The 13,649-nt window shown below is 52.3% G+C and carries 9 protein-coding genes; 1 reads left to right on the top strand and 8 read right to left on the bottom strand.

The window, feature by feature from the left end:
- Positions 1-70 precede the first annotated feature (70 nt).
- The 4 genes from HJG54_RS31385 to HJG54_RS31370 form a co-directional block, all read right to left on the bottom strand.
- Complete coding sequence (locus HJG54_RS31385) at positions 71-292, bottom strand: hypothetical protein (protein WP_316437070.1); 222 nt, start codon at positions 290-292, stop codon at positions 71-73.
- A gap of 583 nt (positions 293-875) precedes the next feature.
- Positions 876-1,313, bottom strand: a complete 438-nt coding sequence (locus HJG54_RS31380; protein ID WP_316437069.1) for an OsmC family protein — start codon at positions 1,311-1,313, stop codon at positions 876-878.
- A gap of 100 nt (positions 1,314-1,413) precedes the next feature.
- Entirely contained in the window at positions 1,414-2,058 is a 645-nt protein-coding gene (locus HJG54_RS31375) for a Uma2 family endonuclease (RefSeq protein ID WP_316437068.1), read from the bottom strand.
- A 112-nt stretch (positions 2,059-2,170) separates the two neighbouring features.
- The gene (locus HJG54_RS31370) at positions 2,171-4,609 is read right to left on the bottom strand and encodes an acyl-CoA dehydrogenase (RefSeq protein WP_316437066.1); all 2,439 of its coding nucleotides are present in this window, start codon (positions 4,607-4,609) and stop codon (positions 2,171-2,173) included.
- A gap of 56 nt (positions 4,610-4,665) precedes the next feature.
- On the opposite strand from HJG54_RS31370, the gene HJG54_RS31365 reads away from it, so the two are divergent.
- Positions 4,666-5,154: a four helix bundle protein gene (locus tag HJG54_RS31365; RefSeq protein ID WP_316437065.1), complete on the top strand. Its 489-nt coding sequence runs from the start codon at positions 4,666-4,668 to the stop codon at positions 5,152-5,154.
- 101 nt (positions 5,155-5,255) lie between these two features.
- Here the strand turns inward: HJG54_RS31365 and HJG54_RS31360 are convergent, their stop codons facing one another.
- From HJG54_RS31360 to HJG54_RS31345, 4 genes are all read right to left on the bottom strand, one after another.
- Positions 5,256-6,437, bottom strand: a complete 1,182-nt coding sequence (locus tag HJG54_RS31360) for a thiolase family protein (protein WP_316437064.1) — start codon at positions 6,435-6,437, stop codon at positions 5,256-5,258.
- A gap of 101 nt (positions 6,438-6,538) precedes the next feature.
- The gene (locus HJG54_RS31355; protein WP_316437063.1) at positions 6,539-8,887 is read right to left on the bottom strand and encodes a 3-hydroxyacyl-CoA dehydrogenase/enoyl-CoA hydratase family protein; all 2,349 of its coding nucleotides are present in this window, start codon (positions 8,885-8,887) and stop codon (positions 6,539-6,541) included.
- A 26-nt stretch (positions 8,888-8,913) separates the two neighbouring features.
- Positions 8,914-11,199 (bottom strand): AMP-dependent synthetase/ligase, encoded by a 2,286-nt coding sequence (locus tag HJG54_RS31350; protein ID WP_316437062.1) that lies wholly within the window; start codon positions 11,197-11,199, stop codon positions 8,914-8,916.
- An 898-nt stretch (positions 11,200-12,097) separates the two neighbouring features.
- On the bottom strand, positions 12,098-12,973 hold the full coding sequence (locus HJG54_RS31345) for an alpha/beta hydrolase (protein WP_316437061.1): 876 nt from the start codon (positions 12,971-12,973) through the stop codon (positions 12,098-12,100).
- Between the last annotated feature and the right edge of the window lie 676 nt (positions 12,974-13,649).

Genomic DNA, 13,649 nt, shown 5'->3' with positions numbered 1-13,649 from the left:
CTGTTGTTTCAAGTGTTTCTTTGCAACATTTACAGTGAATTGCTGTAGCATCTCCTGCTGTTACTGACTATCACTGATCTGGAGAACCGAAACGTCTCAGCTTTGCTTCTGCAACACCTGCAACACCTGCAACACCTGCAACAAAACAGCGACTCAAACTGAGAAATTTTGTTGGTTTAGTTCCGGCAAACTCATGATTATGCCAGCCAATCGAAACAGCGATTTGATCGAGCGCTACCGCTAGCTTGGGCACAACTCCCCGACCTGCAAAGCAGTTCTTCTCGATGCGCAAAGGTTGCTAATTCAATCAACGCTTTTGTCTTGATTGCTGGTTCATTTGCTTTCCTAAATTACTCTTGAAATGGAGGACTGCTATGAAAGGATTCAATCACGCTTCATCTAAAAAGTCATCTAACCATCTATCCAATAACCCACTCAACGATCCATCAACTATATATCTGTTATATCGAGGAGTGCGCTATATACTGGATATCTCATCTAATGCTTCATCTAATGATTTATCTAACAGTTCATCAACTTTGCATCTGTCGTATCGAGGGGTACGCTATATACTGGAGACCTTGTATTTAATGACCCCACTGCAGCTGACCGATAATCACTCGTCAGATGTGCAAATTCCGTCAAGCTTTCAGCCTTTGCTGTATCGAGGCCAACCTTATCTGCGTCCTCGTCACTAAACGATTGCATTGAGCTATCTTGGTTAAGAAGATATTCGAGTTGGTGTCACTACTGAAGGCGTTGGGGCAGCTCTTGGATGATGAGTTTTATCTGTAATCAACTGCAATCAACTGTGTCAATTGCTCACTGACCATCGTTCCAGATCTGGCCCCAACTCCCGTTAATCGAGCCTGGTGTTATTTCAAAGATGCTTTGAGGTTGATTGTCACACTGCCGCGTAAAGCATTAGAAACCGGGCAGATTTGTTCCGCTTCCTGGGCAATTTGATTGAAGGTTTCAGCATCAATGCCGGAGACATCACCCTGAGTTTCTAACTGCATGGTCGTGATTTTGAAGCCGCCATTCTGGGATTCAATTGTGCAGGTGGCCTGGGTTTGCACCTGCTGGGGCTGGTATCCTTTTTCGCTGAGGGTGAGCGTCAGGGCCATGCTGTAACAGGCGGCATGGGCAGCAGCAATGAGTTCTTCAGGATTGGTTCCCGATTGATTTTCAAAGCGAGTGGCAAAGCTGTAGGGGGTGTTGCTCAGCACATTGCTGGTGGCGCTAATTTGGCCTTGCCCTTGCTGTACGGTGCCGGTCCAAGTGGCGGATGCCGATCGGTGTAGTGCAGTCATATCTCCTCCTGTTAAAACTCGTTATTTCATCTTCATTTCATCTATAGTTTGACAGAAGAATCCACCAAAAAAATCTGACAAAAGAGGCTGCCCAAAGGCATTACTTCTGAGTTTTGACCCACGCTCGCACGGCGCGCCGCAACGCCAACCGACCCTGATGGCGATACGTCTCAATCAGGCGGGGCAACTCCTGAATGGCCAGCGAAGGAAACACTTGGCTTTGAGCTACCTCCACATACTGCGCTTGCTGAAGTAAATAAATTCTCAGCGTTCCGCTGTCGTAACACCAGAGTTCGGGCACACCCAGCCGAGCGTAGATTGGAAAGCGCTCTAGCGATTTGCGGGTAATGTCGATTTCCAAGGCGAGGTCGGGAGGTGGGTCATGGTCTAGATCAATTTCGAGCTTGCCGCGAATGCGAGCTTCATTTTGGAAGTAGAAACAATTGTCTGCCTCTAGTCCGGCTTGCTTGGCTCGCTGCCGCCAGGTTGTAGACCCATAGCTTTCGTAGTCAAGATTCAGTTCTTCTGCAATGTCTTTGACCGCATCGCTGATTGTTTCTTTGAAATACTCGTGTTCGGGCAGTGGGGTCATTAGCTCTAACCAACCATTGTCATAGGCAATCCGAATACTGCGGTGCTCTCCCAGTTCCGCCAGAATGGCTTCAAACTCAGACCAACCTATACCATGGAGCAGCAATGACTGTCCCGGCAAGATCTCGAATTGTCGAAGCTGAATCGCTACCATCGGCTACACCGGCTACGCCTAAAGTTCACTCACCGTAGACAAAGCTGGAATCGACGGTGATAGGTTTTATCATATCCTTTCCTGCCTGAACCTTCGTGATTTCAAGGGTCAACTAGCGATATTCGACCGAATGGAATTCTGGCAATGGCTGATTTTGCTGGTATTCCTCCAGGGTAAAGGTATCTACCTGAATGGCATCATTGCGCACGAGTTCGGCTTCGCGCACGAGGTTGGCGTCGTCCAGGGTGATCACACCGGCAGCTACAGCAGCATCGAGTAGTGTTTCCGGTTTGGCCTGCGGCAGGTGGCCGGCCCGACTGGCGGTTTTGATCGCTTTCAAAATATCTTCTGCGGCCACGCTGAGGCGAAAGGCTTGCTCTAGGCGACCCAGGGCTTCGTCTGGATGGCTGGGTAGGTAGATATGGGAGGTGAGATGGTCGCGAATTTGACCTGGAATTTGCAGGGCATGGGCGAGTTGATGGCCGAGGGCATCGCTGGGTGAACTACCAAGCGGATTGAAGCGCCACCAAGCACTAACCGGCCCTCGGAACAGGGCACCCAAAACCGGAATGGGAAAATTGGCGAAAATCCCCTCAAAGCCCTGCTGAATTTGGGCAAAGCTGTACTGCATTGCCCAGTCCACTAGGGGTAAATCGTCGGGATTGCGTCCTTCCGCCTCAAATCGCCGTAGGGTAGCCGTACCCAGATACAGCCAGGACAAAACATCAGCAAAACGACCCGTCAGGGTTTCTCTGCGCTTCAGGCTGCCGCCTAACCCGATCAGCGCCAGATCGGTGAGGCTGGCAAAGGTGGCAGAGGCCCAAGCCAGTTTGCGGTAATATTTGGCCGTGGGTCCCGACACCGGAGAACGAGCAATCATACCTTGCGATAAATGGAGCAAAACGGCGCGAAAACTATTGCGAACAAATAAGCCCATGTGTTGCCAGAGAGCTTGATCAAAGGCGATGACATCTCCGGTTTGGAGCGCAGTAACTTCTTGGTAGACATAGGGATGACAGCGAATGGCGCCCTGACCGAAGATCATCATCGTGCGGGTGAGGATATTTGCGCCTTCTACCGTAATCGGAATCGGCGTGGCGGTGTAGATATTCGCCAACAGGTTTCTGGGTCCGCGACAAATGCCGGAGCCGCCCAGAATGTCCATGCCGTCATTGATCAGGTGACGCGACAGTTCGGTGAAGTGATACTTGGCAATCGCAGACACCACCGCGGGCCGTTCTCCTTGGTCAACAGCGGCACAGGTGTAGAGGCGGGCAGCTTCCATCAGGTAGGTGAATCCGGCAATCCGGGCTAAAGGTTCCTCGATGCCTTCAAACCGGCCAATCGAGAGGCCGAACTGGCGGCGCACCGTGGCATGGGCACTTGTCACGCGCGTCACCAGCTTAGCGATGCCGGTGCAGGTAGCCGGAAAACTAATGCCGCGACCGGCCGCTAGGGTTTGCATCAGCATCTTCCAGCCCTGACCCGCCTGCTCTACCCCACCAATAATCTGCTCGACCGGCACGACCACATTCTCACCTGCGATTGGCGAATTGTAGAACGGAACGCCCATTGGGTCATGCCGTCGCCCCAGGATGACTCCCGGCGTATCTGCCGGCACCAGCACGCAGGTAATGCCGACCTGTTCGCCTTTGCCAAGTAGATTCTCCGGATCCCGCAGTTTGCAAGCCAGCCCGATCAGCGTGGCGATCGCTCCCAAGGTAATGTAGCGTTTGCGGAAGTTGAGACGCAGATATAGCTTACCGTCTTCACCGCGAAAGACAATGCCCTCGGACGTGATACTGGCCGCATCCGATCCGGCTTGGGGTTCAGTCAGGGCAAAACAAGGAATCTCGTCGCCTCTGGCCAAACGCGGCAGATAGTAATCTTTCTGGGCCGCAGTGCCATAATTCAGCAGCAGCTTCGCTGGACCCAGGGAATTCGTCACCCCTACCGTAGCCGTGTGAATAAACGAGCGCGACGCCAGCTTCACCATCACCGTGCTATAGGCCAGATTAGAAAACCCCAGTCCGCCGTATTCGGTGGGAATCATCATGCCAAAGAAGCGCTCTTGCTTCAGGTACTGCCACACCTGCGGCGGCAGATCTTTGCGGCGATAGATTTCCCAATCCGTTGCCATGCGGCAGACCTGCTCGACCGGCCCATCCAAAAAGGCTTGAATCTCCGGCGTGAGCTGCGGATAGGGCTGTTCAGCTAGACGTGTCAGGTTGGGTGCACCGGAGAAAAACTCGCCCTCGACCCAAACCGTTCCGGCTTCAATTGCTGCCTTTTCCGTCTCTGAGATCTTAGGCAAAACATTGAATCTCTGAATCGCTCGCATGATTGGAGCTGTAATCAAAGAGCGACGCACAAGAGATAAATTCAGCATCACGGCTATGATGCCAAACAATCCCCAGAGCCAGAATGGTGAATTGAATATAAACAACACAGCTGCCAGATAAATTGTCCACAGCCAGAGGGGAACGCCCAGGTAGCCGAGCAGTAAAACGAGAATCAGAAAACTAGGGATGCTAATGGTTGGTTGGAGCATGGGGTTTCTCCGATTGTTGATTGAGGAGTAGGGGAAAGATAGGGGAGATGGGGGAGATGCGGCTCGTGAGCCTCGCCGAACGAGGGGTGATGGGAAAGATAGGGGAGATGGGGGAGATGCGGCTCGTGAGCCTCGCCGAACGAGGGGTGATGGGGGAGATGGGGAAGGTGAGGTTGGTTAGGAGTCATGAGGATCTGGTGGTTTACCAGATGGCGTTTGAGGCGGCAATGCGGATTTTTGAGTTGTCTAAGAGATTTCCGGTCGAGGAGCGGTATGCATTGACCGATCAGATGCGGCGATCCTCTCGTTCGGTATGTGCCAATTTAGCGGAAGCGTGGAGAAAACGGCGTTATCAAGCTGCTTTTGTCGCTAAACTCAACGACTGTGAAGCCGAGGTCGCAGAAACCCAAGTATGGATTAAATTCGCCGTCAAATGCCACTATCTAGACCCACCCGAAGGCAGAACCCTATACGCCACCTACAACCAAATTCTCAGCGGCATTGTCCATCTAATTAATAACTCCCCACACTGGACCATCAAATAACCTTCCCCATCACCCCCATCTTCCCTCGTTCGGCGAGGCTCACGAGCCGCATCTCCCCCATCTCCCCTCGTTCGGCGAGGCTCACGAGCCGCATCTCCCCATCACCCCATCAAATTCTCAAACACCCCCGCCGCTCCCATACCGCCACCAACGCACATGGTTACTAGACCATACCGCACATGGCGGCGTTTCATTTCGTGCAGGATTGTAGCCGTTAGTTTGGCTCCGGTCATACCCAGAGGATGTCCGAGGGCAATCGCACCACCGTTCACGTTGATAATCTCTTCATTTAGATTCAGTTTGCGGATCACGGCGAGGCTTTGGGCGGCGAAGGCTTCGTTCAGCTCAATTAAACCGATATCATCCAGCGTTAAACCCACCTGTTGCAGCACTTTCGGAACAGCCGCGACTGGACCAATGCCCATGATTTCGGGTGGCACGCCGGCGGTGGCAAATCCTAGTAACCGACCGATTGGTTTTACGCCCAATTGGTTCACCATGCGCTCGCTCATCACCACCGTTGCCGCTGCTCCATCCGACATTTGGGAGGCGTTTCCCGCCGTTACCGATCCCTGGGTATGGAACACTGCCGGTAGTTTGGCTAAGGCCGCTAGGCTGGTGTCGGGACGCGGTCCTTCGTCGGTTTGAAACAGGATTTCTTGAGTTTCCAGGTGATCATCGCTGTAGACGGTTTCGCGTACCTGAAGCGGCACAATTTCCTCGGCGAATTTGCCAGCTTGGATCGCGGCTAGGGCGCGTTGGTGCGAGCGCAGAGCAAAGGCATCCTGATCCTCACGGGAAATCTGGTGCTGTTGGGCTACATTTTCGGCGGTCAAGCCCATCGTGCAGTAGGCTTGCGGTGCTGTCTCGATCAGGTCGGGATTAGGAGCAAGGGTGTGTCCTCCCATCGGAATCAAACTCATCGACTCGGCTCCTCCGGCCACCATCACCTCCGCCTGTCCGGTCATAACGGCCTGGGTTGCCATTGCAATCGTTTGCAGTCCAGAGGCACAGAATCGGTTCACGGTACAGCCCGCTACCGAATCGGGTAATCCAGCCCGCTGGGCCACAATCCGCCCCAGATTAAAGCCCTGCTCCGCCTCCGGAAAGGCACAGCCCAAAATCACATCATCGATTTGCGCTGGCTCCAGTCCTTTAACACACTCGATCGCTGCTTTTACAGCAACGGCCCCCATGTCATCAGGCCGCATCGTGTGAAGCGTACCGCGAGGAGCCTTACCCACCGCAGTACGGACACTGCTAACAATATATGCGTCTTTCATAATTTCATTTCCCTATGTTCATCATATTGTCTTCCCCATCATCCCCACCTTTCTCATCTCCCCTCCTTCAGCGAGGCTCACGAGCCGCATCTCCTCCATCTCTAATTTCGCAGTGGCTTTTTCGTTTTCAACATGTGACCAATCCGGGCCTGCGTTTTCGGCTGGTGCAGCAGCGGCAGGAAGCGTTCGCGTTCGAGTTGGAGCAGATAGTCTTCTGAGACAAATGCGGTTGTAGTTAGCTCGCCGCCGGTCATGACGTAGGCTAATTGATTCGCTAAATAGCGGTCGTATTCACTGGCAAAACCGCCCTGCTGGAAGATGTAGGCCGCGTGTTCTAAAACGGCTCGCATCGGACGACCCAAAACCAGGATGGCGTTTTGGGCTGGAGGAGGCTGGTAGCCGAGGCGGTCGAGATGCAGCACTTGCTGTTTGGCAACGTACAGTCGCCGTTCGCCATTCATCACAATCGTCGCGGTGGGCGGCAGGAAGCCGAGGGCCTGCCCCTCGTAGGCGCTGTTCGACACTTTAGCCGTGGCAATCGTCTCGAAGGTGGCTTTCAGGTAAGGGCGCACGGCCTCGGGCGTCTCAAAGCCGGCTCGTTCCACAGCTCGTGCGACGGTGCGCATAATGCCGCCTGCTCCTGGAATCAGGCCGACGCTGAGTTCCACTAAGCCAATGTAGGTTTCGGCAGCCGCCACCACTTCCGGACAGGCCATCACCAGCTCACAGCCACCTCCCAACACCCGGCCCTGAATTGCAGCCACAATCGGCTTACTGGCATAGCGCAGGCGTTGCAGAATCGACTGAAACTGCACGATTAGATCGGCAAGCGCATCGAAATGACCGGACTGGGCCATCATGGCAATTTCTGCTAGATTTGCGCCGCCGGAAAAGTTGGGGCTGTCGTTGCCAATCACCAAGCCTTTGAGCGCATCGTCGCTTTCCAGTCGGTCGAGAACTTCGGCCAATCCCTTGACCACATTCAGGCTGAGGGTGTTGCCTTTGGAGCGAAACTCGTACAGCGCCACCCCGTCGCCCAAGTCCAACAGGGCTGCTTCTGGATTTTCCCAGAGGATGCAGTCTGGATTGGCTTTCAAGTCGGCGAGGGATAGTTCATCCGCAGGGGTTTCTACCCGCACGTACTGATACGTTGGCTCATAGGCATAGTGATTCCAGTAGAAGCTTTCGGTGTTGTTGCGGTGCATTTTCTCGACCCAACCGGGGATTGGGATACCGGCGGCTTTCATATCGGCGCAGACGGTGTCAAATCCCAGCACATCCCAGATCTGGAATGGTCCCAGCTCCCAGCCAAAACCCCAGCGCATGGCCCGGTCAATATCGATCGGATGATCGGCGATTTCGGGAATCCGGCGGGCGCTGTAGGCCAAAATGGCCAGCATGGTTTGACGGAAGAAGGTTCCGGCTCGGCCCGAATCACGGTAGAGTGCCCGCAGACGCTCGGCTAGGGGCAGTTTCTCGATGGCCTGAATCGACTGAATATCGAAATTCAGCGGTTTGGCTGGCTCATAAGTCAGCGTCTCCCGGTTCAAGGAGAGAATTTCACCCTTTTGCTTTTTGTAAAATCCCTGGCCGGTTTTAGCGCCGAGCGTGCCGGTGGCCACCAGTTTGCGCAGTACTTCCGGTACCCGAAAGGTCTCGCGGCTCTCATCGTCTGGAATGGCGGGGTAGAGATTTTCAGCCACGTACAGTAGAGTATCGAGTCCGACTAAATCCGCCGTGCGGAAGGTGGCCGATTTGGGGCGTCCGATCAGCGTGCCGGTGAGGGCGTCAATTTCTTCGATCGTATATCCCTGCTCGATCCAGGCTTGTAAACCCAGCATGGTGACATACATGCCGATTCGGTTGCCAATAAAATTCGGCGTGTCTTTGGCGACCACGATGCCCTTACCGAGATGGAGCCGCCCGAACCACTGCATCCGTTGCAAAACTTGCGGATCGGTATCGGCAGTGGGAATCAATTCCAGTAATTTCAGATAGCGAGGCGGATTGAAAAAGTGAGTGCCGAGGAATCGCCGCCGGAAGGAATCAGAGCGGCCTTGGGCAATCGCCTGAATCGGTAAACCGCTGGTGTTGGTGGAAATAATCGTCTGTTCGCTAACGGTGGCTTCCAGCCGCTGCATCAACTGCTGTTTCACGTCTAGGTTCTCTACCACCGCTTCGATCACCCAATCCACATTGGCGATGCGGTCAAAATGCTGCTCGAAATTGCCCAGCCTGACCCGATGCGCGGTTTTCTCGGTAAAGAAAATCGGAGGCGACTGTTTAAGGGCTTTCTTAAACGCTGCTTCGACTAGGTCATTTTTGGAGGCAGAAGCAGCCGGTAGATCGAGTAGTTCGACCATCAGACCGGCGTTGGCAAGGTGGGCCGCGATTTGGGTTCCCATCACGCCTGCCCCCAGCACAGCAGCAGTTCGGAATGGCTTAAACATGATGCTAAAAACCTCTTGTTGAAACGTCAAAAAATGGCGGTTAACTTGGCAATTCGGCTCGGCAGATCAGGCAGATTGATTCCAGTCCCTAACAGGAAGGGCACAACCGAGCGGAGGGTCGTCAGACGGGGGTTCAGCGACTGAGCTACCACTGGACAGGGCGTCACCGGAATTGTGGGACAGAGTGCTTCGATTGGTTCATCAACTGATTCATGAACTGGTTCGTTCATTGGTTCATGAACTGGAGATTGCTTCGGTTTGAAAAATCCTCTGTGTTTCCGCTTCGAGCTGGTGAGTTTGATGGTTCGCGTTGGGTTCTCGGCGAATAGAGCAGTGATTTCATCAGCCAATGCTTGCAGCGTTTGAGACCGATTGGTCGTTAAAGAGCTTGTTAAAGAGCCTCCTTCAACCGCCGCAGAGATGACCGTGGCAGGAAGTAGGCGGAATCGCTTCACCGTCGCCCAATAGGGCAGGTGACAGTTGGCCATATTCACGACTGCCTGATACAGGGCTAGTACACAGGGATGCTTCAGCAGTTCCTCCGCAGGTAGATTCAGCCCCACCTCTAGGGCATAGCTGTGTAACGCCTCCAGATTGGGAACCAACAGAGCCGCGCAGAACTTTTGATCGGCCCCGACGATAATGGCTTCGCTGACAAAGGGCGATTGGTTCAACCGTTGTTCGATCGGCTGGGGCGCGATGTATTTGCCGGTCGAAAGTTTGAACAGCGTTTTTTTCAGCCCAGTCAGTTGCAGGAACCCTTCCGTGGTAAATTGACCCAGATCGCCGGTGTGCAGCCAGCCTTCTGGATCGATCGCTGCCTGAGTTGCTGCCGGATTTTTGTAATAGCCCGGTGTGACATAGGGGCCGCGGATCAAAATTTCGCCATCATCCGCGATCTTGACCTCTGCGCCCGGAATCGGAGTGCCGACCGTACCCGCCCGATTCAGTTCACCCCGATTGCAGCAGACGACCGCACTGGCCTGGGTCAAACCATAGCCGTTCATGATCGGCAGTCCGGCAGCGGCAAACTGATTCGCTAATTCGGTGCGCAGGGTCGCTCCACCACAAATTAGATAGGTAAGCTGCCCGCCAAACAGTGCCCGCCATTTGGCAAACACCAGCCAGTCGGCGAGCCTGAGCTGAAGGGCATACACTCCTCGCGGAGGATTGCCCAGTTCGTACTGCCGAGCCAATGCCAAGGCCCAGCGCAACAGGACCTGCTCTAGAACCGACCCGGATTTCTGGCTGGTTTCCAGAATCTTGCTATAAATTTTCTCCAGCAATAGCGGCACTGTTACGAGGATGGTCGGATGTACCTGCTGGAGATGCTTCATTACATGATTCGGATTAGAGAAATAGATGCTGTATCCCTGGCTGATGTGACCGTACAGTAGGGTACGAGCGAGAACATGATTCAACGGCAGAAAAGAAAGGACAACTTCTGCACTGCGCCTCAAACCAGGAATCACGGCAAACGAGGTGAGGGCATTGGCCGACAGATTCTCGTGGGTCAACATGACTCCCTGGGGCTGGCCATGTTCATCGGGGATGTAAACGATCGTCGCCAAATCAGACGGTTGCAAGTTGGCATGCAACTGCTGGAGTCGCGATTCAGTTTCTGGCCCTACCTCCTGACCTTTAGTTTGAATGGCGGCTAGTGAATAAACCGGCAGATGGCAAGGAAAGGAACCGGCCGGGTGATTGGCAACCGGATGCAGCAGCATCGGCACATCGAGACAGGCGGTTTCAGGAATTGGCTCAGCCTTGCTCTGGGCCGACTTGGAGGTGGATGCAGTCGCTGGGGTCCAGTGGTCTGGTACTGTGGCTATGATGATCTGCTGCAATGCGGTGTTTTCCAGATAAGGCGCAATCTGGGTCAACAAATCCAAATTGGAAATGATCAGAACTTTGGCCTCACTGTGCCGCAGCACAAAAATAATATGTTCGAGGGTTTGGGTTAGATCAATCGGGACATCTACCAAGTTGGCTAGCAGGCAGCCTAGATCGGCGATGCAGAAGTGAATATCGCTGTGCATCAGTAGGGCAACCCGATCGCCCTGCTTTAACCCCAACTCCACTAATCCCAGCGCCAAAGATTCAACCGCCGTTCGAAATGCCTGATTGGATAGCGGTTGCCATCCGGCTTCCGTCCATTGGTTGAAGGCATGGGGATTGGGAGTATCAACGCAGGCATCATTTAGAAGTGAAGGTAGGGTATATCCTCGGACCACTTCCTCTGATGCGCCTTTTGATGCGCCTTGTGATCTGGCTTCTGGTGCAGCTTGTTGAGTCGTTTTAGTGCATACCATTTCTCTTAGAAGAAGAAACCCTTCTCCAATGCAGTGTTTGATGCATGTTTGATGCAGTGTTTGCTCAATAATTTTTCTGGTGATTGGCCAGTAGAATTTTTCTGGTGATTGGTCAGTAGTTACAGTCTAGTTACTGTTTACTCACACAGGACAGACAAGGCCAATGGCGAACCTAATCCAAGGGTTGACAATGCCCACCTGCTACCTGGGTGTGCAACGCATAGTAACCAGCCTTGAAATTCATCCTCACGCCACAAACTTCGTGAATGATTTGCAAATCACCAATTTTCTGTAGAGCCTTTTTGGAAGTAAAAATGAATCACAAATGACACTATCAATAGCACTGGCACTAGCACTGGCAATAGCACCATTGGTGACATGCTTTTAGTGATATTCTAATGTCATTGCGGTTTTCTGAGCAGATAAATGACCAATCACCAGTTTTGAGATGCAACCTGTAAGACGGATGCTGACTTCTGATTCCTGAGTTTTGAATCCAGAATCTCCTTTCAGGTTAGTAGCAATTAGTAATAATAGACAAACGCTTTGAGATTTTGGCTCTAATACGCCTAACTCTCTCTAGCTGTTAGTTTTAGTCTAGCGAGTCAATTATGAAAATGTCAGGCTTTATACATTTCTTGAGAAAATAAGTCTCAAATGTTAAGTTTTTGAAGCTTTTCTGAGAGTAATTAGGGCAGCCTGCTCGAGACAGTTATTAAAAACAGTTATTAAAAACAGCGACGTTGCTGAATAGTGCTATGAATCCGTGAACAAGATGCTCGCACGGTTGCGTAATTGTCCTTGTCGTGTGAGCATCTCACTCACGTCTGGAGGGCATCTTACTGCAATTCAGCAACACCGAAACAGCACCCCCCTCCAATTCCCCCCATCCACCCTCTTAAGACGGACAGGGAGTAAAGGACTGATCATCTTCCCCAGTGTGTCGCTCTAGCCAGTGGTTCAAATCGGCTAACACCTGATAATTTCCATCAATGTATAAATCATGGTAGCAACCTGAATATTCACGATGCTCTTTATCTAGAAATATAATCTGCTTAAAAAATTCTCGGCTCGCCTCGGCTAGGGTGACTTCATCTTCCCGGCAGTGCAGCAGCAGCAACGGCACCTTTAACTCGGAGATATGGCGATAAATCCAGTTAACGGTAGCAAAAAACTCGGTCGCCAACCGCGCACTGCCATATTCGTGACGCAGTGGGTCTTGGAGATAGGCGACGCAAATTTCAGGGTTCTTGAGACAGACATCGTTGCGCAGACCGATCTTGAGGCTAAATCGAGGCACAATCCGCGACAGCAGGTAGCCAAGCGCTAGCTTAAACGGCGAAACGCGAATTTTGTCCAACGCAGGTGCTGTTACGATCAAGCCTTCTAAAAATTCGGGTGAATGGAGGGCATAATCAAGCGCAATCGTACCGCCCAAGCTGTGACCCCAGAGGAAACAGGGACGGTCTGGGTTTTGCTGATGAACCTGCTGCATAAATTGGTGCAGATCTTCGCGGAATTCTGCCCACTGATTAACATGGCCTCGCTGTCCAGGTGAACGTCCGTGACCCCGGAGGTCGAAGCTGTACACTTCGTAGCCTTGGGGCACGAGATACTCGACAGCCGGTTCAAATAAGCTACTGTGTCCACCCAGGCCATGCACCATCACCACCGTTGCTTGAGTTTTTTCTGTTGTTTCCGGGTCGGGATGCCAGCTTTGATAGTACAGATCGAGGCCACCGCTGCCAATAAATTTTCCTTCAATCCGCTTCATTACAATTCTCCTGAGCTGTTTAATCGTTGTGTTTGGCTAGAACTCAGAAAGGAACGATCAGGCAATGGGTTAATCAGCCAATAGTGACTGCAAAAAGATGCTAAGCACTATCAATCGATTGAAAACAAATTTGTTTTGATCCCTAGACTTGGGTTTGTTCGCGCAGCGTGTGCATCGCACAATTCCCCTTTTCCCCGCAGGGCAGGCTTCGCCAACATAAGGGGGACTTCAAACTACGGTTGGTATGTGCTAGGCACAGGCTTCGCCTACGGTTCCTTCCTTTTGTAACTACGGTGTACACACAAATCGAGTTGGTTAGGATTCGAGGCGTTTTAGCCCCCTAATCCCCCATAAATGGGGGACTTCCGAACCTGATTTGGTCTAAAGCATGGGAAAAATTGGTTTAACGTTGACTGAAAGTCCCCCATGAATGGGGGATTTAGGGGGCCGAGAGGACTTGTGTATGCACCGTAGCCTTTTGTAAGGGGTTGGGGGGATCTCAACATGATCTGCGATCTACTGAATATGCTCAGCATTAGGCGCAGTCAGCGTCTTAGCCAATGGTGTTCTAACCAATCGATAAACGAGTGCTCTGCTGCTTTAGATTAAGGTGCTTTAAGCCAGCAGCACTCTAAATAGACGACAAATAAACGACAACTAACCTGGAGAAAAAACT

The sequence above is a fragment of the Leptolyngbya sp. NK1-12 genome (assembly GCF_032598965.1).
In the GTDB taxonomy this organism is placed as follows: domain Bacteria; phylum Cyanobacteriota; class Cyanobacteriia; order Elainellales; family Elainellaceae; genus Elainella.
This window is presented reverse-complemented; position numbering and strand designations above follow the sequence as displayed.